16 protein-coding genes are annotated in these 20,796 nt (G+C 64.0%); 12 read left to right on the forward strand and 4 right to left on the reverse strand.

Annotated elements, in window-relative coordinates; translation table 11 throughout:
• The first annotated feature begins 210 nt into the window (after positions 1–210).
• The 4 genes from groES (at position 211) to BAUR9175_RS15775 (ending at position 4,563) form a co-directional block, all read left to right on the forward strand.
• Positions 211–504 (forward strand): co-chaperone GroES, encoded by a 294-nt coding sequence (gene groES, locus BAUR9175_RS15760; protein WP_009883265.1) that lies wholly within the window; start codon positions 211–213, stop codon positions 502–504.
• 36 nt (positions 505–540) lie between these two features.
• Positions 541–2,133 carry a chaperonin GroEL gene (groL, locus tag BAUR9175_RS15765; protein WP_009883264.1) on the forward strand — a complete coding sequence of 531 codons (1,593 nt, stop codon included), beginning with the start codon at positions 541–543 and terminating at the stop codon, positions 2,131–2,133.
• A 226-nt stretch (positions 2,134–2,359) separates the two neighbouring features.
• Positions 2,360–3,145: an ABC transporter ATP-binding protein gene (locus BAUR9175_RS15770; protein WP_009883263.1), complete on the forward strand. Its 786-nt coding sequence runs from the start codon at positions 2,360–2,362 to the stop codon at positions 3,143–3,145.
• Positions 3,142–4,563: an FtsX-like permease family protein gene (locus BAUR9175_RS15775; protein ID WP_096157404.1), complete on the forward strand. Its 1,422-nt coding sequence runs from the start codon at positions 3,142–3,144 to the stop codon at positions 4,561–4,563. The genes BAUR9175_RS15770 and BAUR9175_RS15775 overlap by 4 nt, the downstream gene beginning before the upstream one ends.
• Positions 4,564–4,588: 25 nt before the next feature.
• Here BAUR9175_RS15775 and BAUR9175_RS15780 read toward each other — a convergent pair whose 3' ends face one another.
• Genes BAUR9175_RS15780 through BAUR9175_RS15790 form a run of 3 tightly spaced genes read right to left on the reverse strand, consistent with a single transcriptional unit; the run spans position 4,589 to position 8,687 of the window.
• Positions 4,589–7,102, reverse strand: a complete 2,514-nt coding sequence (locus tag BAUR9175_RS15780) for a PEP/pyruvate-binding domain-containing protein (RefSeq protein ID WP_101584416.1) — start codon at positions 7,100–7,102, stop codon at positions 4,589–4,591.
• 60 nt (positions 7,103–7,162) lie between these two features.
• Positions 7,163–8,308: a lysophospholipid acyltransferase family protein gene (locus BAUR9175_RS15785; RefSeq protein WP_101584418.1), complete on the reverse strand. Its 1,146-nt coding sequence runs from the start codon at positions 8,306–8,308 to the stop codon at positions 7,163–7,165.
• Positions 8,292–8,687, reverse strand: a complete 396-nt coding sequence (locus BAUR9175_RS15790) for a polyketide cyclase (protein WP_101584420.1) — start codon at positions 8,685–8,687, stop codon at positions 8,292–8,294. Before BAUR9175_RS15790 ends, BAUR9175_RS15785 begins: the two co-directional genes overlap by 17 nt.
• A gap of 173 nt (positions 8,688–8,860) precedes the next feature.
• On the opposite strand from BAUR9175_RS15790, the gene BAUR9175_RS15795 reads away from it, so the two are divergent.
• The gene (locus BAUR9175_RS15795; RefSeq protein ID WP_180959261.1) at positions 8,861–10,462 is read left to right on the forward strand and encodes a polysaccharide pyruvyl transferase family protein; all 1,602 of its coding nucleotides are present in this window, start codon (positions 8,861–8,863) and stop codon (positions 10,460–10,462) included.
• Between the two features lie 72 nt (positions 10,463–10,534).
• On the opposite strand, the gene BAUR9175_RS15800 is transcribed toward BAUR9175_RS15795, so the two are convergent.
• Positions 10,535–10,981 (reverse strand): hypothetical protein, encoded by a 447-nt coding sequence (locus BAUR9175_RS15800; RefSeq protein ID WP_101584424.1) that lies wholly within the window; start codon positions 10,979–10,981, stop codon positions 10,535–10,537.
• 125 nt (positions 10,982–11,106) lie between these two features.
• Here BAUR9175_RS15800 and BAUR9175_RS15805 point away from each other — a divergent pair, with 125 nt between their 5' ends.
• From BAUR9175_RS15805 to BAUR9175_RS15835, 7 genes are all read left to right on the forward strand, one after another.
• Complete coding sequence (locus tag BAUR9175_RS15805; protein ID WP_096145956.1) at positions 11,107–12,105, forward strand: pseudouridine synthase; 999 nt, start codon at positions 11,107–11,109, stop codon at positions 12,103–12,105.
• 114 nt (positions 12,106–12,219) lie between these two features.
• The gene (locus BAUR9175_RS15810) at positions 12,220–12,882 is read left to right on the forward strand and encodes a GntR family transcriptional regulator (protein WP_101584426.1); all 663 of its coding nucleotides are present in this window, start codon (positions 12,220–12,222) and stop codon (positions 12,880–12,882) included.
• Between the two features lie 148 nt (positions 12,883–13,030).
• A complete protein-coding gene (guaB, locus tag BAUR9175_RS15815) occupies positions 13,031–14,557 on the forward strand; it encodes an IMP dehydrogenase (protein ID WP_101584427.1) in 1,527 nt (508 codons plus the stop codon).
• Between the two features lie 348 nt (positions 14,558–14,905).
• A complete protein-coding gene (locus BAUR9175_RS15820; protein ID WP_226824184.1) occupies positions 14,906–15,310 on the forward strand; it encodes a hypothetical protein in 405 nt (134 codons plus the stop codon).
• Between the two features lie 63 nt (positions 15,311–15,373).
• Positions 15,374–16,915: a lysine N(6)-hydroxylase/L-ornithine N(5)-oxygenase family protein gene (locus tag BAUR9175_RS15825; protein ID WP_101584429.1), complete on the forward strand. Its 1,542-nt coding sequence runs from the start codon at positions 15,374–15,376 to the stop codon at positions 16,913–16,915.
• Positions 16,912–19,437, forward strand: a complete 2,526-nt coding sequence (locus BAUR9175_RS15830) for a GNAT family N-acetyltransferase (RefSeq protein ID WP_096157397.1) — start codon at positions 16,912–16,914, stop codon at positions 19,435–19,437. Before BAUR9175_RS15825 ends, BAUR9175_RS15830 begins: the two co-directional genes overlap by 4 nt.
• Positions 19,438–19,703: 266 nt before the next feature.
• On the forward strand, positions 19,704–20,726 hold the full coding sequence (locus BAUR9175_RS15835) for a LacI family DNA-binding transcriptional regulator (RefSeq protein WP_101584430.1): 1,023 nt from the start codon (positions 19,704–19,706) through the stop codon (positions 20,724–20,726).
• Positions 20,727–20,796 lie beyond the last annotated feature (70 nt).

A 20,796-nucleotide genomic window follows, 5' to 3' on the forward strand; every position in this document is an offset into this window, starting at 1 on the left:
GGGGTTTCGCCCAGAGCGTGGACAATCCTTGGCACTCGAGTTGACCGAGTGCTAAGAGCGTTCTAAAGTCGAATTAGCACTAGCACTCAGTGAGTGCCAGTTTCATGAGACGGTCGAATCGCTCGGCACCCGCGACGACGAGAGATTCATGGCAGCAGCCGCCGTCTGACTCAAAGAAGAATTGAACCCAGCGAAGGGAGAGGGCCCGATATGTCGGTCTCCATCAAGCCACTCGAAGATCGGATTGTCATCCGTCAGGTCGAAGCAGAGCAGACTACCGCCAGTGGTCTGGTCATTCCCGAAACCGCCAAGGAAAAGCCTCAGGAAGGCGAAGTTGTCGCAGTGGGCCCAGGCCGCGTTGCTGACAATGGAAACCGCGTCCCAGTTGACGTGGCCATCGGCGACAAGGTCATCTACTCCAAGTTCGGCGGCACCGAAGTCAAGTACGCAGGAGAAGAGTTCCTCGTGCTCTCGGCTCGTGACGTGCTCGCCGTCATCGGCTGAATCCCCTGACCAACTACTTCACTGACAGGAGGACGAATGCCTAAGAATCTTGAATTCAACGACGAGGCTCGTCGTGCACTCGAAAAGGGTGTGAACATCCTCGCGGACACCGTCAAGGTGACGCTGGGACCCAAGGGCCGCAACGTTGTTCTCGACAAGAAGTGGGGCGCACCCACCATCACGAACGACGGTGTGACCATCGCTCGTGAGGTCGAGGTCGACGACCCATACGAAAACCTCGGCGCTCAGCTGGCCAAGGAAGTTGCCACCAAGACCAACGACATCGCCGGTGACGGAACCACCACCGCGACCGTCCTGGCACAGGCCTTCGTCAACGAAGGTCTGCGCAACGTCGCTGCCGGCGCCGCACCAGGTGCCCTCAAGCGCGGAATCGAAGCCGCCGTCGAGGCTGTCTCCACCGAGCTTGGAACCATCGCTCGCGATGTTCTCGACTCCTCGGAGATCGCACACGTCGCCGGTCTGTCCGCTCAGTCCGAAGAGATCGGCAAGCTCATTGCCGATGCCTTCGACAAGGTGGGCAAGGACGGCGTCATCACGATCGACGAATCCCAGGCCGCATCTGTGGAACTCGAAATCACCGAGGGAATGCAGTTCGACAAGGGTTACCTCTCGCCGCACTTCGTGACCGATGCTGATCGCCAGGAAGCTGTGCTCTCCGACGCGCTCATCCTCATCAACCAGGGCAAGATCTCCAACATCCAGGAGCTCCTCCCTGTGCTGGAGAAGGTGCAGCAGGCCGGAAAGCCTCTGTTCATCGTGGCCGAGGACATCGAAGGCGAAGCTCTGTCGACGCTAGTCGTCAACAAGCTGCGCGGCATCATCAACGTTGCCGCCGTCAAGGCTCCCGGCTTCGGCGACCGCCGCAAGGCGATCCTTGAAGACCTCGCCGTCCTCACCGGCGGCCAGGTCGTCACCGCTGATATGGGCATGAAGCTCGACCAGGTCACCCTGGAAGAGCTCGGCAACGCCCGCACCATCACCGTCACCAAGGACAACACCACCATCATCGATGGTGCTGGCTCCGACGAGGACGTCAATGGTCGGGTCGCCCAGATCCGCAGCGAGGTCGAGAACACCGACTCCGATTGGGACCGCGAGAAGCTGCAGGAGCGCTTGGCTAAGCTCTCCGGCGGAGTCGCAGTCATCAAGGTCGGCGCCGCCACCGAGGTGGAGCTCAAGGAACGCAAGCACCGCGTCGAAGACGCTGTGTCTGCTACCCGTGCAGCCATCGAAGAGGGCGTCGTCGCCGGCGGTGGATCGGCTCTGATCCACGCAGCCAAGGTTCTGGACGGAAACGACCTGAGCCTGACCGGCGACGCAGCCACCGGTGCTGACATCGTCAAGCGCGGAGTCGTTCAGCCGCTGCGCTGGATTGCTGCCAACGCTGGCCAGGACGGCTACGTCGTCGTGTCCAAGGTCAAGGAACTTGCTTCCGGCCAGGGATACAACGCCGCTACCGATTCCTATGGCGACCTCATCGGCGCCGGAATCATCGACCCGGTCAAGGTCACCCGCTCGGCACTGCGCAACGCCGCTTCAATCGCCGCACTGGTTCTCACCACTGAGACACTGGTCGTCGAGAAGAAGGAAGAAGAGGACGAGGACTGATCCTCATCTGATACCTGTGTGGCCCGGAACTTTGTTCCGGGCCACACGTGTATTCACCCGCTGTGTATTCGCCCGCCGAGGTTGTTCGCCGTGTCGTCGCCCCCGTGCCGTCGTCCCAGTGCTGTACAGGCGGCTCACACCTACTGATCAGTCAGATCCTATGTTCCTCGCCGCCAAGGGTCGTTAGTCTGGACAAGACAGTTTGACGCAACAATGTAGGGACCCTATGACGACCGCCTCACCGATGCCCATCGCTCAACTTCGTGATGTTTCGAAGATCTTTGATCCGAACGGGGCAGCGCTGGTCGCTCTCAACCAGGTCTCTCTCGATATCGCTCCCGCACGTCTGACGGCCGTGATGGGTCCTTCGGGGTCGGGCAAATCCACCCTCATGCACATCCTCGCCGGACTCGACCGGCCGAGCTCGGGGACTGTGCACATCGGCGAACGTGAGATCACCGCATTGCGTGAGGATGAGCTCACCGCCCTGCGTCGGCGGCGGATCGGCTTCGTGTTCCAGGCGTTCAACCTGGTGCCGACCCTCACCGTCAGGGAGAACATCGTGCTGCCCTTCGAACTCGATGATCGCAAGCCCAATGCCGATGAGCGCGCCTGGATCTCCAGCATCGTCAAGCGCCTCGGCCTCGACGGGCGGCTGAAGCATAGGCCCAGCGAGATCTCGGGCGGACAGCAGCAGCGCACGGCCATCGCCCGTGCCTTGGCCACCCGACCGGATATCCTCTTCGCCGACGAACCGACCGGCAACCTCGATGGACGGTCGGGCCGCGAGGTCATGGCCATCATGTCCGAGGCCGTGCGCGAGCTCGGCCAGTCGATCGTGCTCGTGACGCATGATCCGATCGTGGCCGCCTATGCCGACCGCGTCGTGTTCATTGCCGACGGTACGCCCGTCTCAGAGCTCAACGACTCGATCAGCGCCGAGGTGATTGCACAGAAGATGCTCGACCTCGACGCGCAGGCCGAGGCTGTCGAGGCTGGAGGGCGCCGATGAACCCGATGCGGGAGATCCGGACCAACCCGCGCCAGTTCGCACCCAGCTTCCTCGTCGTCTTCATCGCCGCACTCTTCGGCACAGTCATCATGCAGGGCATCGAGATTCTCACGGCCTGGATGTCATCGGCGAAGATCGTCTCCGAGTCCGACACAGCGCAGGGCCTGCTCACAACGGTGGGGCTGGTCTTCTTCGTCATCGCACTGTTCGTCTCGAGCATCGTCATCGCGAATACGTTCTCCATCATCATCGCCGGTCGCAGCCGTCAACTGGCACTGCTGCGGCTCATCGGAGCTTCCTCCCGACGGCTGCGTCGGGCCGCCTCGGTGGAGGGACTGCTCGTTTCGATACCCAGTGCCATCGCCGCGTTCCTCGTTTCCACCGCACTTGCGAAGGCAACGACGGCCTACCTCGGCGAACAGATCACCGTGGAACCCGAACTGCTCAGTCCGATGATGTTCCTCCCCGGCGCGGCGACCATCGTCGTGACTTGGTTCTCCGCGTATCTGGGCGCCCAACGCATCAGCGGCATCTCGCCGATCGAGGCCACCTCTCAGGCTGTCGAGCGTCGCCCCGAGGACGCGCGCGCTTCGATGGGAGCCTTGGCAGGTGCACTCATCCTGCTGTCCATGGGGATCACCCTCCTCATCAGCGGCGTCGTCGGTGCCAGCGGGAACACGGTGAGTGTCCTGGGCGTGCTTCTCGTCGCCGTCGGTGCCGCACTGACCTTCGTCGGCGTCATCGTCGGCAACCCGTGGATTCTTCCGCCGCTGCAGACACTGACCGGGTGGCTGCTCGGCCGAACGGCAACCGCGCGTCTGGCTGCGTCGACGATCGCTCGCCATCCCACCCGCAATGCGCGCACGGTGATCGGACTCGTCATCGGCATCACGCTCATCGTCATGTTCGCCACGGCCATGACGACCTTCAGAGATCAGCTCCTCGACTACGCCGAATCGCTCGGCGACGACGGGTGGGGCGGCTTCGAGGATGTGCTGAAGACCATCATCGATCAGACGATGATGTTCTTCCTCGGCATGGTCCTCTTCTCCGTCATCATCGCCGTCATCGGAGTCGCGAACGCGCTCACGCTCTCCGTGCGACAGCGCACTCAGGAGATCGGTCTGCTCATGGCCCTCGGCCAGACTCCGCGACGGGTGCGACGCATGATCATCGCCGAGGGGATGCAGCTGAGCGTGACCGCCTGCCTGGTCGCGGTGCCACTCGGCATCGCTTTCGGTTGGATCGGTGCCCTGGTGCTGCTGTCACCGCTGACTGGATTCTTCGCTCCGTCCGTGCCCTGGTGGGTGATCATCTCCGTCGTCGCCGGTTCACTTCTGGCCGTGCTCGCCGCCAGCCGTGCCCCGGCACGCGCGGCCACGTCGATCAGTCCCGTGGACGCTCTTCAGGCGGTATGAGCCCTGGCCCTCGCCGAGGTGGGTCTCAGTCCGGTGTCACCGTGCCGTTGCTGCCGTTGACGCTCACAGTCTGGCCCGAGGTGAAGCGGCTGGTGGCGTCTCGGACGGCCATGACTGCGGGCAGGCCGAGTTCACGAGCTGTGACCGCGCCGTGGGAGAGTGCTCCGCCGCTTTCTGTGATGACGCCGCTGGCCTGGTAGAACAGAGCCGTCCACGCCGGATTTGTGGTCCGGGCGACGAGGATCGCCCCGTCCGGGAAGGATGAGAAGTCCTCGGGGCTGTGGACGACGAAGACCTCACCTGTGACCTCGCCGGGACTGCCGGCGGTTCCCTTGATGAAGTCACCGTCCGTGTCATCGCCGACCTCGGGAGCACGACCATGCTCCCATTCGGGAGTCCGTGAGACCGCTTCCTGATACCCGGCCTTGTTCTTCTCCGCGATCGCAGTTAGGCCAGCCAGAGCCTCGGCGGGGGAGTGCTGCCCGTCGGCACCACGGATCGCTGCGTTGAGGGGCTCATAGTTGATGAAGTAGACGTCCATGGGGTCGGTGAGGACACCTTGGTCGACGAGCCGGCGACCAAGTTCGCGCAGGGCTCGGCGCATCGGCAGCGTCAGGCGTGTGGTCTGGTAGTGCTCCAGGTCATCGAGCGCCGTGTACGCCCGTGCCAGACGGATGACCTCCTGGACCAGATAGCGCAGCTTCTCCGGGGCGGCATTGATCACTTCACGCTCGGTCTCGGCCTGCAAGACCTTGCGCTCCAGGTCAGAGTCCGCTGCGGCGTTCGTCTCCCGGTCGGCCAGCAGGCGGACCTGATCGAGGACGATGTGCGGGGCCTCGACCCAGGTCGGATGGTAGGCATCGAAGTCGAGTTCACGGTGGCCATGCTTGGCGAGGGAGGTCGCGAATTCCTCGAAGAAGGCGGGGAAATCATCGAGAACCGCCAGTCCCTCTTCTCCGGTGTGGCTGCGCAGCGTCGAGACCAGCTCGGGATTGCTGCGCACCGTGCGTGAAAGCTCCCAGAGTTCTGCGTTGACCTGCGAGGTCTTCGTCTCTGTCGATGCCAGCAGCCGTTCGAATACGACTTGCGCAGTCTCCTTGTCCAGCGCCATCTCGAGCATGTGCGAGAGCGCTCCGTAGAGGGTCTGCTGCGTCAGGGAGATCGCGATATTGGGGCGGAAGTACTCGGTGCCGAGGTCGCTGATGGCGATCACGTGATCCCACACCTCGGCCAGCGACTTGTCCTCCAAAGGTTCGTGGGACAGCTTGCCGATGCCCATGAGATATGTGTCGAGATCACGCATCCACCGCACCGGCAGCTCCTGCACCCAGCCGAACTGAGAAGCGATCTCCGGCAGAGATTCGGTGATGGTCTCGACGCTGGAGAGCATCTTCGTCGGCAGTCTCCCGGCGTAGAGGTCGACGGCCGTCTGGTTGCCGTAGATGTAGAAGTCGCGCATCACGAACCATTTGTCGTCAAAGGGCGGCAGGCCCATGAGGTCGAAGCTGTGGTTGAGTGAGTAGTGGAACCCTGCCTCGACGAGATCCCAGGTCAGAGGCGTCACAGGAGTGGGGAATCGTTCAGCGGATTCGTCCCGGGTCCACCGAGGTGCGACGCGAGTGATCGGTCGCGACTGCAGGAGGAAGAGGTCATCACCGCTGAAGGCCCATTCGATGTCCTGCGGGAAACCGAAATGGTCCTCCGCGCGGACGGAGAGTTCGGCCACCGCTCGAGCCTGTTCAGCAGTCAGCGCCGGACGAGTCTGCTGATCCTCGCCGAGGTGGACCTCCCTCGTGCGCGCATCGCCGTGCCCATCCATGACGAGTGCCTTGGGTTTGTCCGCGATCTCTGCTGCGACCTGGGTGCCGTCGGCGCGAGCGATGCGGAATTCGTCGACTGGTTCCTCGCCGCCGACGACGGTCTCGCCGAGACCGAACGCCGCATTGATGAGGACCTCGTCCGTGTTGCCGCGCACCGGATCGACGGAGAACGCGACCCCGGCAGCCTCCTCGGCGCCGACTGCGACCATGAGCTGGACGACGACGGCCATCTTCGCCTCCAGCTGGTCAACCCCGAGCTGCTGGCGGTAACGGAAGGCGTGCGGGTTCCATAGTGAGGCATAGCAGTCGCGCACCGCCTCGGCGATGGCGTGTGTTCCGCGAACACCGAGGTAGGTGTCGTGCTGACCGGCGAAGGCCGCTCCGGGCAGATCTTCCATGGTCCCCGAGGAACGCACCGCCACGGCCTCATCTCTCAGGCCAGCAGCCTGAGCCGCCGCCTCGAAGTCAGCGAGCCAGGAATCGGGGACCGGGGTGCTGCGGATGAGGTCACCGATCGCCTCGGCGGGGTGCTCTGTGTCCATGAGCTCGGTGATCTGTGACTGCAGGGGTGTGACGAACTGAGTGTAGGCCTCGGCGGTGACGATGAAGCCGCCGGGAACGGGCAGATTCTGCGCGGACTTCGCGAGACTGGCGCCCTTGCCGCCGCTGGTCGCCAGTTCTGTGGCGAGAGGATCGGTGAAGCCGAGGGTGAGTGTCACGAGTGCTCCTTGAGATGTCGCAGGTGGGTGCAAATGTCGAAGGGTCAGAGGTCGATCGGGTCACAGACGGAAGCGACGCAGGCCCAACAGCAGCCAGCCGCAGACCGCACTGACGATGCCGATTCCGATGACCAAGGGCCAGAAGAATGCGGCAACGATGAGTACCGTTACCCAGACCATAACCGCTGCGAAGCTCCCGAGGAGTCGGAAGAATGTGACAGTATTGCGACCGTCTGCGCGCGAGCCGGCAAAGGCAGCTGCTCCGAGTACGGGAGCGAAGAGCCACATGAGTGCGAGCCCCACCCAGCGCAGCACGGTGACCGCGAGACTCGCAGCCGCGGGTGCGCCATCAGCTGCGGCCGTGGTCGATTCACGCTGCAGGTCCAGGAAGGCCTTCGCGAACGTGGCCGCTCCGCCCGAGGTACTGCGGGCGACGTCGAGCGCGTTCGCCTGGATCCGTTCGAAGGTCTCCTCATCGGGACAGTTCACCGAGACCTCGTCGAGGGCCGATCCCATCGCCGAGGCGACCTGATCCTCCCACACAGATCGATCCTGGCCATTGCGGTCAGGAATCGTGATCGACTTCCCGCGGACCACCTCGGCGCGGGAACGGAACCGGTCAGGAGTCGAATAGAAGAGACCGACCGGGATGACCTCGAGATCGATGCCCTCCTCGATCAGGGTGCAGGCGATGCGGGCGGCACCCGACTTGTAGTGCTGGGGTCGGTGGCCCCACTCGCTGCTGGCTTCGGGGAAGATGCCCAGATCACCACCTCGGCGCAGGTGTGCAGTACCGGCTTCGACCGGACTGGTCACCGAAGCTGGATCGAGGTTGTAGCGTTCGACGTCCTTGGGACGGACGACGGGAATGCCGGCGATGAAGAGACGCAGGAACCAGCTGCGGATGAGCTGGATCGAGATGAGGAACTGGACGCGCGGGAATGCGGCGAGAACCTGATGACCGTCGATGGCTCCATTGCGGTGACTGGAGATGATGAGGCGCGGGGGTGATCGTGTAGTGGAGTCGCTCGAGGATTCGTCGCGGACGAAGGTTTTGCTCCGGTCTGCGGACTCGTTCCTGGCAGCGGGATCGGCACCGACGTCGAGGACAGGGATGCGACCGAAGTACACGGTGCGCATGGCGGCGTTGATGAACCGGTGCCCCCAACCCAGGGAAGCCGCTGTCTGCTCAGCCTTCGAGGACATCGCGCAGACGTTCCAAATCCTTCTCCACTGCCGCGATATCCCGGGCGAATTCCTCGTCACTGACATTCGGGAGGCGGTAGACGGTGAAGACGACCTCGCTGACGTCATCGTTGTGAAGTACCCGCAGCGGATTGTGCATGCTGGTGCCGTCCGGGAAGATCACGTCGTGGTCGAGGATCCCGAATTCGATGCCAGGACGGAACTTGACCTCGACCTCACCCATCGGCGAATCGGTGATCCACCTTCCTGCCTCATTGCGTATGCCCTCACTCAGGCCCGCGGCCCACTGCGTGAGGTTTGCCGGATTGCCGGCGAAGACAGCGATGTCGGAGGGGTCTCGGCGGATCGTCTGCGAAATGTGGTGCGCGTCGAAGCTCATGCACCCAGTGCATCACAGGAAGGTGGTCTTCACCAGAGCGCGTTGTCACGGAATCCATGGACGAGTTCACCTCCAGGTACCGAGCCGTTCACTTTCCGGCGTTCATCGCTCGTTAGCCTGACGGCGACATTCCGGAAACCGCGCAAAGGGCACTCAACATCAATATGAAACGAATGACGATGATCGGCGACATCGGGTGGAGCCGCTTCTACCACCTCGGCGACGAAGCGATGACCGAGTTCGCACTCGATGCGCTCCGTGCCCGAGCCGATGTCGAAATCACGCTCATTGCCGGTGAACCCGAATACGCGGCGAAGATGTACGGGGTCGATGCCGTTTCCCGGATCGGCTTCAAGCGGGACCGGCCGCCGAACATCACACGGATGCGCACGATCCTCGACTATGCGGAATCCGGCGGGGAGAAGGGCGGACTCGCCGCCGATGACCCCGCGATCCGCGTGATCGAAACCGTGCGGAACTCCGATGCCGTTCTCATCGCCGGCGGAGGAAACCTCAACTCGATGTTCGCTCAGCACATCTTCGAGCGGGCGACCCTGGCCAAGCTTGCTCGGATATTCGATAAGCCTTATGCGCTGACGAGTCAGACGCTGGGCCCGCTGATCTACGATGAGGATCGGGGCATCGTCCACGATCTGCTGGCAGAGGCCGAGTTCGTCGGCACCCGCGAAAGCTACACCACCCAGCTCGCCGGCGAGCTGGGTGCAGGAGACGCGAAGATCCGTCGCCAGGTCGACGATGCGTTCTCACTCACTGCCGGTGATGCGGACAGGGAAGCGGTCGCGGATCTGACAGACAAGCCGTTCATTGTGGCCAGCTTCGCTGAGAAGGCATCCTCGCCGATGATCACCGACTCCGACTACAGGCTGCGCGTGATCGAGATCGTCAGGAGAATCGCAGAGGAGACCGGTCTGCGGCTGCTGCTGGTGCCCCATGGTGGTGCGTTCGCGCCCGCTCCGCAGACGCGGGACCAGCTCACCGACGCCCAGATCGCGGACTCTGCTGACAACGATTTGGTGCAGCCGACCCGAATGCTCACGGCCCGTCAGCTCGTCGCCCTGACCGAACGCGCCGAATTCGTCATCGGCACCCGGTACCACGCTGGGATCTTCGCCGGAGCGGCCGCGGTTCCGTTCATCTCACTGGCTCCCAACCTCTACTCTTCGATCCGGATGAGGGGTGCTGCAGAGAACGTGGGCATGCGCGACTTCGTGCTCCCTCTCGACTCGATCGACGACATCGTCGACACGGCAGTCGGCGTGGCCCGAAACCGAGATTCGCTGCAGACGACCCTGCGCCAACGTTCGGTCGCGCGGCGGGAGGAACACCGGAAGTGGTGGGACTTCCTCGTCGAGACCACCATCGGTTCTGAGGAAGCCCGAGTGCCGGGCGATGAGCGTGCAGGTGAGCTTACGGAAGCGCCGGGCTTCTTTCATGCGGACGAAGTGCCGAACGACTACGTCGCCAATGTCGAGTTGGTCCGTGAACGACTCAACTCCGTCCAGGACTACGGTCTCGTGATGGCGGTGAAGGATCGCCGCGCGGCCTTGGCCCGCACCGAGGTCAACCGGTTGAAGGACAAGCTCAGACGTGCAGAGGACAAGGTCGAACGCACAGAGGCGAGACTCAGCCGGACCGACCGTGCGAAGGAGCTGCGCGAGAGGAAGCCTGCTGTGCGGGCGATGCGGCAGATGCAGAAACTCAACGTCAGGCTGCGAGGAGCAGCCCGCAGCGCCTCGCGGTTCGGGAACCGCTGAATTCCCACCCCTCTTGAACGACTGCCTCCGCCGAGGTGGCCGTTGGGTTCTCATCAGCGGGCGGACCCCGAGTCAGTCTCTGCGGTGGGCCGAGCGGCAGCGACGCCGGTCGAGTCGGAGGTTGCGCGAGCGGATCCTCAGCGTCCGCATCACACACTCCGGCCGTCCGGTGATGTTCGGGAGGGGGCGCCGGCTCGCGTTCAGGTGAGCAGCGATGTGTTCCTCGGCCGGCTCGTCCTCATCGTGGCGCTGCCCGAACTCCGACCGGTCGATGAATGCTCTGAGCTCGCCAATGAGCTTGAGCTGGAGGTCCTCGACCGACTCGGATCCCTCTGCGAATTCGAGGGGGATGTCGACAGCTTCCTGGTCAGCGACAACGCTGACGACCCAGGTCTCCTCATCGGCCGTGGGGTGGTTCACCCCGAAGCTGTCCCATTCATCATCGGAGAACAGTCTGAGAACAACCGGAGCGATGACTTCGTTGAGAAGGAACTCTTCCGTCAGTTCGGTGTTGTCCATACCTCCCACCATAGGACTCCGCGCCCCAGAATTCTCGCAGGCCCACGGAACGTTTCGTTGGCCCACGGCACATTGCGCAGGCTCAGCGCCGAGTACGGCATCGCATCGACAGTTAGACTGATCCGATGCCACGCAGCCCGCTCCCACCTCGAGAAGGGATCTCCGCGACCTCGCTGCGCGCCCCCGGTGGGAAGGAGACGCACGACAAGAACCATCTTCCGGTCCCGGACACGATCGGCGAGTGGCTGGAGGCAGAGTTCCCCGAGGCCGACGACGAGGCGCGGCGCAGCCTGCTCACCTCGGGCGATATGCGCGATGAGGTGGGCGAACCGATTCGCTGGGACGATGCCGTGGTCCCCGGCGGCTTCTATTTCTTCCACCGGCCTGTCCCGGCCGAGGAGCGGATTCCCTTCGAGATCTCCGTGGTCTTCGAGGACGACGATCTGCTCGTCGTCGACAAGCCCCACTTCCTCGCGAGCACTCCCAACGGCCGTTTCGTCCGCGAATGCGTCGTGACCCGGGCCCGCCTGGACTTCGACCAACCCGATCTGGTGGCCATCCACCGTCTCGACCGCGTCACGGCGGGACTGCTCATCCTGTCGAAGCGCCCCGAAACTCGCGGCCGCTATCAGCGCCTGTTTCAGGACCGGCTGGTGACCAAGACCTACCGTGCCCTCGCTGCGATGCCGCCTGCGGATCTGGAACTCCCGCTCGTCAAGGAATCCAGACTGGTCAAGCCGCGCGGCGGCAGACAGGTCCTCGAAGTCGAGGGTGAACCCAACGCCTTCTCCAAGATCAGCCTGCTGGGCGAACGCACCCCACCCTCGCCGAGGTGGTCCGACGCAACCGAGCCCCCACCTCGGCGATCGGTGGGGGAGTGCCCGTCGATCGGGGAGTACCAGCTCGAACCGTTGACGGGGAAGACTCACCAGTTGCGAGTCCACATGAACTCGCTTGGGCTGCCCATCCTCGGTGACCCGGTCTACCCCGTCGATCGCGCTCCGGACCCCTACGATTTCAGCGCACCGCTGCAGCTGCTGGCGGCATCGATCGGGTTCGACGATCCGCTGACCGGGCGACCGCGACGATTCGAGTCCGGCCTCAGTCTCGGCGAGACGCTCTAGCAGCGCCAGCCCCGGATCACGTGCAGCAGCGCTTCGTGTCTCGAGTCGGTATCATCATCGACGGCTGGGCCGCGGCTTTGCCCACGAACGGTGACTACACGGTAGCCTGGTGATATGAGCCCACACGCACCCGGATGTACCTCAGAGGCGATCGTCGCCTTGGTCCGGTCCCGAATCACGACCGGCGAATACCCTGCCGGATCCCCGGTCCGAGATGGTGCGCTGGCGAAGGAATTCAACGTCTCGCGCAACACCGCACGCGAGTCTCTGAGCCTGCTCCGCCACGCCGGTCTGCTGACTCAGGAGACCAACCGCGGCTTCTTCGTGCGCACCTTCGACCTCGACGAGCTCAAGGACCTCTACCAGGCCAGACGTGTCTTCGAGATCCGTGCCGTCCAGGAATCACAGGACGCCACCGAGGAGGCGATGAAACGCGTCGAAGCGTCCGTCGTCCGTGCCGAGACCGCTCCGAACAACGAGAGCTGGACCGACGCGCAGGAGCACTCCGCATCCTTCCACCGGGCCATCGTCGGCCTGCTCGGCTCGCCGATGCTCGATGAGTTCTACCTCAACCTCATGGCCCGCCTCTCAACGACATTCGCGCGCTCGCAGGAACCAGGCAAATACCACTCCCACTGGGCGAACCCGCACCGCGACATCTTAGAGAAGATGCGCTCGGGGGACCGACACGGAGCCGAAGGCCAGCTGCGCATCCACCTCGATGACTCCGAGGCCTCGACACTCGACCTGGCACGCTCGGTCGGCGAAGGCCGCTGACCACGGAACAGTGGGACCACCTCGGCGAGCATTCCTGAGTATTGGTGTCGGCAGTCTCACAGTGCTCGGTACTTGAAACGCTAGATAAGCGCTGTATGACTTCGATAGCATTGAGCCACCGTACTCACCGCGTCGAAAGGCTGTACCCATGGGGATTCCCGAGCAGGAAACACAGGCCGCAAACGATCCGTTCTCGCTGACGGGACTCACGTATGACGATGTCCTTCTCCTGCCCGGTGACACCGATGTCATCCCCTCAGATGCCTCCACCACGACCCGTCTGACCAAAGAGATCGAGCTCAACATCCCGCTGGTCTCGGCCGCCATGGACACCGTGACCGAGTCGCGCATGGCCATTGCCATGGCCCGCATCGGCGGTCTGGGCATCATCCACCGCAACCTGTCGATGGAAGACCAGGCTGCCCAGGTCGACTACGTCAAGCGCTCCGAATCCGGCATGATCAACGACCCGCTTACGATCACCCCAGAGAAGACGCTGGAAGAACTCGACGAGATCTGTGGTAAGTACCGGATCTCCGGTCTGCCCGTCGTCGATGAGAACAATGTGCTGCTGGGCATCGTGACCAACCGCGACCTGCGCTTCGTCACCCGCAGCGAATTCCCGACCCGCACCGTGGCCGACACCATGACACGGATGCCGCTGATCACCGCCCCGGACGGCGTCTCCCCGGAGAAGGCGTTCGAACTGCTCGCCGAGCACAAGGTCGAGAAGCTGCCCCTGGTCGACGAGAACAACGTCATCAAGGGCCTCATCACCGTCAAGGACTTCGTCAAGACCGAAGAATACCCGCTGGCGACGAAGGACGACGAGGGACGCTTGCGTGTGGGTGCTGCCGTCGGATTCCACGGCGACGCCTATGAACGCGCAACCCTCCTCGCCGAGGCAGGCGTCGACGTCCTCGTCGTCGACACCGCCAATGGCCACGCTCGCGGCGTGACCGACATGATCCGCAAGATCAAGGCCGATTCGACGTTCGACAAGGTCCAGATCATCGGCGGAAACGTGGCCACGAAGGAGGGCGCTCAGGCCCTCATCGACGCCGGTGCCGACGCCATCAAGGTCGGTGTCGGTCCAGGTTCGATCTGCACCACCCGCGTGGTCGCAGGAGTCGGTGTCCCGCAGGTCACCGCCGTCTACCTTGCCGCCCAGGCCGCACGTGCGGCCGGTGTGCCGGTCATCGCCGATGGTGGACTCCAGTACTCCGGCGACATCGCCAAGGCCATGGTCGCCGGTGCCGACACCGTGATGCTGGGCTCCCTGCTGGCAGGCTGCAGCGAATCGCCCGGCGAGCTCATCTTCGTCAACGGCAAGCAGTACAAGGCCTACCGCGGCATGGGCTCACTGGGCGCCATGGCTCCGCGCCAGGGCAAGTCGTATTCGAAGGACCGCTACTTCCAGGACGATATCGAGACCGATACCGAACTCATCCCAGAGGGCATCGAGGGCCGCGTGGCCTACCGCGGACCACTCCGCCAGGTCGCGCACCAGCTCACCGGCGGTCTGCGCCAGTCGATGTTCTACGTCGGCGCACCGACCATCGAGGACCTCAAGGCCAAGGGCAAGTTCGTCCGCCTGACCACTGCGGGCCTCAAGGAGAGCCACCCGCACGACGTCCAGATGACCGTCGAAGCCCCGAACTACGTCGTGAAGTAAGAGTTCTCGACCGACCGTCTCGGACGGTGCCGCGTGACCGTCAACGGCCGTGGTTCCTGCCTCCTGTGCAGGGACTACGGCCGTTTTCGCTGTCTCAGGATGTCAGACGAATCGCCCGTATGTGACGAAGGCCACGTGCGAGTTTCCTGGGCGGTATACGCCTGTCGTTGATCGTGGGCTTGGCCGCGCGAGAGCTGACGAGGGCGACTCTGGGTCGCGGCCGAGGTTACTCATGTAGTCGACGATCGGTGGCACCACTCGCCTTGCTTCTACGTTTACTTAGGGTAGGTTTCCCTAATGTAGTCCGGCCTTACCGGACCGTGAACCGAAGGAGGCAACCGTACCGCTATGACTTCACTGCTCTCTGACACCCCAACTCCGCTGACCGACGCGGCCTCTGTGCGCACTGGTGACGCACTGCTGGGGGCCCACAGTGCCGATGCCTACGCCGAGCTCATGCACGAGGTCGTCGATGCACTCGCCCAGCGCTTCACCGATGTCGACGCACCCACCTCGGCGAATGACCGCACCAGCCTCGAGGCACGGGTCGCAGGCTTCGACCTCGACGGTCAGGGCATCGGCAACCTCGCCGCCCTGCGTGAGGCCGATGACCTCTACGCCCGCAACGCCGTCTGGTTCCACCACCCCAGCTACGTCGCCCATCTCAACTGCCCTGTCGCCGTTCCCGCCGTCGCGGCCGAGGCGATGCTCGCAGCGATCAACACATCCGTCGACACCTACGATCAATCCTGACCAGGAACAGAAGTCGACGCTGGGCCAAGGGCAGACATTCACCACGATCGAAGGAGGTGCGGCATGAGCACACCCGAGACACACATCCACGACATCGTCGGCATCGGCATCGGACCCTTCGGCCTAGGGCTTGCGGCCCTATCCGATCCGCTGCCCGACGTCGACGGGGTATTCCTCGACCAGCGCAAGGAATTCCGCTGGCACCCGGGCATGATGATCGAAGGCGCGACGGTCCAGGTTCCGTTCCTCGCCGACCTCGTGACCATGGCCGACCCCACCTCCCGCTTCTCCTTCCTCCAGTTCCTCAAGGACAGCGGCCGCCTCTATCCCTTCTACATCCGCGAATCCTTCTACCCCCTGCGCGCCGAATTCGACGAGTACTGCCGCTGGGTCGCCGCGCAGTTAGACACCCTGCGCTGGAACCGCACAGTCACCTCGGTGACCAGGGACAATGACATCTATACCGTCACCGCCGAGGTGGCCGATCAGTCCGGTCAGGCGCTGAGGACCGAGTCCTACCGCGCCCGCCACCTGGTCCTGGGCGTCGGCACCTCACCGGTCCTGCCTCCCGCTCTGCGGGGTTTGGATGCCGAGAGTGCCGAGGGCGTCGGTGGCCCGGTTGCGCAGGGCGGCGGCCCGGTCATCCACACTTCTCAGTACCTCGACCATCGAGAGGCTCTGCTGGAGAGCGGATCGATCACGATCGTCGGCAGCGGACAGTCCGCGGCCGAGATCTACCGTGATCTCATCGATGAGGCCGAAGCTCGCAAGGTGCGACTCGACTGGGTGACACGCTCGCCGCGCTTCTTCCCGATGGAGTACACGAAGCTGACCCTGGAGATGACATCCCCGGAGTACACAGATCACTTCCGTGCCCTGCCCGATGACCTGCGCGAGCTGCTCGGCCGCGAACAGCGAACCCTGTACAAGGGCATCAGCGCCGAGCTCGTCGATGACATCCACGACACGCTCTACCGTCTCAGCCGCTGCGGTCGGAAGCTGCGCACCAACCTGCTGGCCGAATCCGAACTGATCTCCGCCGGACGGGACGTAAACACCGGCGACTACGCCCTGCGCTTCCGCAACACGGCACTGGACAAGTGCTTCGACCGGCGCAGCGGATCGGTCGTCTCTGCTACCGGCTACAAGTCCCAGGTCCCGGACTTCCTCGCCCCGCTGGGCGACGAGATCCGTTTGGACGCCAAGGGCCGCCTCGACGTCAGCCGCCACTACACGGTTAACGACGCAGGCACCATCCACGTCCTCAACGGCGAAGAGCACACCCACGGCGTCACCGCACCCGACCTCGGCTTCGGGCCCTGGCGCGCATCGGTCGTGCTCTCACATGTGACCGGACGCGAACCATACCCGATCGAAAAGACCATCGCGTTCCAGACCTTCGGCATTCCGGACGACGGGGCAGACGATGACGGGGTGCTCGACGATGGGGCACTCGAGAGCGCCGCTGAAGAAGGCACCGCACCTTTGAGCACTCGGGACGACTTCGAATCGCACTTCGACTTCGCCGACACCGACGCCGATTCCGAGCCTCATTCTGATTCCGATTCCCGGGCCGCAGAAGACAGGGAGATGACACACGTATGACCACCGAACTCATGACAGACGCAGCCGCCACCGCGGCATCAACAACGACCGCAGTATCAGCAGAATCTCGCACCGTCGACATCCGAGCCTTGGATCTCGACCGGGATGCCAAGAACATCCACGTGTGGCTGACCCACCCGCGCGCCCACTACTGGCAGATGACCGGACTCGACGAGTCCGGAGTCTGCGATTACCTCGGCGGCGTGCAGAACTCCGCCGATGATAACGGATGGGTGGGCTCGGTCGACGGCATCGACTGCTTCTACGTCGAAACGTACCTGCCCTCCACTCTGATTCCAGGCGACGTCGTCCCCACCGGACCCGAGGACATCGGAATGCACCTGCTCGTCGCCCCACCCGACGGTGACGGGGTGCGCGGACTCACGAACCGGATCATGGCCGAGGTCATCGACTTCTGCCTCCGCCCGATCGAACACGGTGGCCGAGGCGGGCGCCGAGTCATCGTCGAACCCGACGTGCGCAACACCGCCATCCTCGAGAAGAACCGGGCAGCAGGTTTCAATCCGGTGAGTGAGGCGACCATCATGATGGGGGAGGAGCGGAAGCGGGCCCTGATCAGCATCTGCACTCACGAGGACTTCGAATCCAGTGAGCTTGTTGGACTTCTCAACCGCGAGGATGTCGAAGCCGGCGTTCCCGCCACAGGGGGAGTGCCGATCGCTGCTGACGAACGACCATCGCCAGACCTCGCGGTTCCCGAAACCTACTCCCATCTCAACCCCGACACCTTCGCGGTCGCCCAACGCCACCACGTGGCCAAGGCGCTGTCCGAATTCGCCCACGAACGACTCATCGCCCCGGTCCGCGCCACCGGCCCGAATGCCGGGTCCGATGATTGGGAGCTGAAGGTCGGCGAGGTTGCTTCGAAGGACGCTGCCGACACTGTCACGTACACGTTCTCCGCCCGAGTCCTGCCGCTCGAGCACTGGGTCATCGACGAGGCCAGCATCACCCGCCGCCGAGGTGACACGCAGTTGGACCTCGACGCGCAGGAACTCGTCGTCGAGCTTCAGGATGCCCTCGGCATCCCGGAGAACCTCATGTCGACCTACCTCGAGGAACTCGCGTCGACCCTGGCCAGCAGCGCCTTCAAACTCGCCGGGGCGGTCAAGGGCCACCGTCCGGACTCCACCGATCTCCTGACTGCCGACTTCCAGACCACCGAGGCGGCCATGACCGAGGGCCACCCCGGGTTCATCGCGAACAACGGACGCATCGGATTCTCCCTCTCCGACTACCGGAAATGGGCACCGGAGAACGGTCAGACCACTCGGATCGAATGGGTGGCAGCGAGCCGCAAGCACAGCCACCTCTCGGTCGGCGTCGGACTCGATGAAGCCGCACACTGCGAGTGGGCGCTGAGTGCCGAGGAGCGTGAACTCTTCGACTCGCGAATCCGGTCAGCCGGCCGCAATCCGGAGGACTTCCATCTCCTCCCGGTCCACCCGTGGCAGGCCGACCACCGGCTCGCGATCACCTTCGCCGCCGACATCGCACGCGGCGACTTGCTGCCCTTGGGTGCCGGCCTCGACGAGCATCAGCCGCAGCAGTCGCTGCGCACCTTCTTCAATCACTCACGGGCAGACGCCCCGTATGTGAAGGTCGCGCTCGCCGTGCAGAACATGGGCTTCCTGCGCGGACTGTCCCCGAAGTACATGCGCGATACACCGGCCATCAACGACTGGATCGCGGAGCTCGTCGGAACCGATCCCGCCTTCGGGGATGCCGGATTCCGAGTCCTGCGGGAACGCACCGCGTTGGGCTACACGGGAGACGTCTACCACCGCACCCAGGAAACGAATCCGCACCGGAAGATGCTCGCCGCACTCTGGCGCGAGAACCCGCTGAGCGTCATCGAACCTGGTCAGAAGGTCGTCACCATGGCGGCACTGCTGCACCGCGATCATAGGGGAGTCGCCTTCGCCAGCGAACTCATCCGCGCCTCGGGTCTCCGTCCTGAGGACTGGGTGCGCTCCTATCTGCGGGCCTATCTGCAACCGCTCGTCCACGCATTGTTGGCCCACGATCTCGTGTTCATGCCGCACGGTGAGAACCTCATCCTCATCCTGGATAACCACGTCGTGACCGGTGCCTTCATGAAGGACATCGGCGAAGAAGTCGCCGTCCTCGGTCACCGTGAACTGCCTGACGATGTCGAGCGGATCCGGGCGTTGGTTCCCGGTGACGAGAAGGCCCTGTCTGTGTTCACGGACATGTTCGACGGGGTGCTGCGCCACCTCGGCGGGATCCTCGATTCCGATGGTGTGCTGGGTGCACAGAAATTCTGGGCCCTGGTCGCCGAGGTGCTCGATCGTTACGAAACCGAGCATCCCGAACTCGCCCGTGGGCTCGCAGGCGACGTGGATCTGCGGGCAGAACGTTTCGCCCATTCCTGCCTCAACCGGCTGCAGCTGCGCAACACCGTGCAGATGGTCGACATCGGCAACCAGGCCGAATCGCTGCTCTACGCCGGAACGATGAGGAACCCCGTGGCGCGTTGATCTGATCGACCGACCGCGCTGACCCCACCGACCGATCGCGCAGCTCATCGCCCGATCGCACCGTGCACCGCCCGATTGCGAAGTGCACAGCATCTACCGAGGTGGCCGCTGGAACCCAGCGGCCACCTCGGCGTGGGTGTGGGGTGAAGGCGGAATCGCCGGATGGTCTGCGATCATGTGAGCACCAGCGGCTATCATCATTCCTATCGGTCGCCTGCGCGCTGACCGCAAGCGGTCCGTAGGATTCCCGACTCAAAGGTGTGGTCATGGCGAAGCAGAACGATCGGCCGACTCTGGCCACGGTCGCTTCGCGCGCAGGAGTCAGCATCAAGACCGCATCCCGGGTGCTCAACGGCGAAAAGCATGTGGCCGCGCGGACCGCCGAGAAGGTCGAAGACGCCGCCGCCGAGCTCGGATTCCGCCTCAATTCCACGGCCAGGCGCCTGCGCGCCGGTGGCAGATCTCCCTACATCGGCGTGGTCATGAGCGACGGGGACGACCCGTTCCAGGCTCGTCTCTTCACCCTGTTGGAGGCCGAGCTGAGCAGGATCGGACTGCGCCCGGTCGTGACGGTCACCGCCGACGACCCCGACCGTGAACGCGGCTTCCTCGACGAATGCCTGGCCAATGACATGACCGGCATCTGCGTCATCCGATCGCACCCGGACGCCGCTCGGTTCTACGCTGATGCGGCAAGCGCTGACGTGCAGATCGTGTCCTTCGATCCGTCGACGGCAGGACCCGGAGTCGACCTCATCGCCGGTGATGAGGAGCTTGCCGGGCGACTGGCCGCGACTCAACTCCTCAACCACGGGCACATCAGCCTCGGCGTCATCGGCGATCACTCGACGAGCCCCATCACCACCGCCAGACTCGCCGGAATCCAATCGGCCTTCGCCGGGCGCTCGGACGTCGGATGGCGAGCTTACATGCGCGAAGACGCCCACGACCTGGCCAGCGCGAAGAACGTCGTCGCCGCCTGGCTCGGATCGCGCAGCGCCCCCAGCGCGCTCATCACCCTGTCCGCGACCCTGACGCAGGGGGCCATCGATGCCTGTCGCCGGCTCGATGAGTGGCCGGCGCTGGTGGGCATTGACGATTTTCCCGCCGCGGAGCTCTTGGACGTGACCGTCATCGACCGTGATGTGCAGTCCATGGTCGCCGAGGCGGTCCGACGTCTGCAGGATCCGCCCGGTTCCGGGGCGGGAGGGGGTCCTCGCCGAGGTTCGGCTCGGGTTCCAGTCCATGTGATCGCCCGTGGAAGCGGTGAGGAATCTCCGGACAAGTGACGCTGTTCGGAGAGAGACTCCGATCACAATTTTTCGCCGAAACAGTTGACACCGGCCCCGGATCGGCGCA

It is taken from the genome of Brevibacterium aurantiacum (assembly GCF_900169065.1).
Lineage (GTDB): Bacteria > Actinomycetota > Actinomycetes > Actinomycetales > Brevibacteriaceae > Brevibacterium > Brevibacterium aurantiacum.

Bases quoted from the DNA above. Each gene is read 5' to 3' on its own strand.
- BAUR9175_RS15810 (WP_101584426.1), top strand. From the start codon at position 12,220: ATGAGCCCACACGCACCCGGATGTACCTCAGAGGCGATCGTCGCCTTG.
- BAUR9175_RS15820 (WP_226824184.1), top strand. From the start codon at position 14,906: ATGACTTCACTGCTCTCTGACACCCCAACTCCGCTGACCGACGCGGCC.
- BAUR9175_RS15770 (WP_009883263.1), top strand. From the start codon at position 2,360: ATGACGACCGCCTCACCGATGCCCATCGCTCAACTTCGTGATGTTTCG.
- groES (WP_009883265.1), top strand. From the start codon at position 211: ATGTCGGTCTCCATCAAGCCACTCGAAGATCGGATTGTCATCCGTCAG.
- groL (WP_009883264.1), top strand. From the start codon at position 541: ATGCCTAAGAATCTTGAATTCAACGACGAGGCTCGTCGTGCACTCGAA.
- BAUR9175_RS15775 (WP_096157404.1), top strand. From the start codon at position 3,142: ATGAACCCGATGCGGGAGATCCGGACCAACCCGCGCCAGTTCGCACCC.
- BAUR9175_RS15795 (WP_180959261.1), top strand. From the start codon at position 8,861: ATGACGATGATCGGCGACATCGGGTGGAGCCGCTTCTACCACCTCGGC.
- BAUR9175_RS15825 (WP_101584429.1), top strand. From the start codon at position 15,374: ATGAGCACACCCGAGACACACATCCACGACATCGTCGGCATCGGCATC.
- BAUR9175_RS15835 (WP_101584430.1), top strand. From the start codon at position 19,704: ATGGCGAAGCAGAACGATCGGCCGACTCTGGCCACGGTCGCTTCGCGC.
- BAUR9175_RS15790 (WP_101584420.1), bottom strand. From the start codon at position 8,687: ATGAGCTTCGACGCGCACCACATTTCGCAGACGATCCGCCGAGACCCC.
- guaB (WP_101584427.1), top strand. From the start codon at position 13,031: ATGGGGATTCCCGAGCAGGAAACACAGGCCGCAAACGATCCGTTCTCG.
- BAUR9175_RS15800 (WP_101584424.1), bottom strand. From the start codon at position 10,981: ATGGACAACACCGAACTGACGGAAGAGTTCCTTCTCAACGAAGTCATC.
- BAUR9175_RS15805 (WP_096145956.1), top strand. From the start codon at position 11,107: ATGCCACGCAGCCCGCTCCCACCTCGAGAAGGGATCTCCGCGACCTCG.
- BAUR9175_RS15785 (WP_101584418.1), bottom strand. From the start codon at position 8,308: ATGTCCTCGAAGGCTGAGCAGACAGCGGCTTCCCTGGGTTGGGGGCAC.
- BAUR9175_RS15830 (WP_096157397.1), top strand. From the start codon at position 16,912: ATGACCACCGAACTCATGACAGACGCAGCCGCCACCGCGGCATCAACA.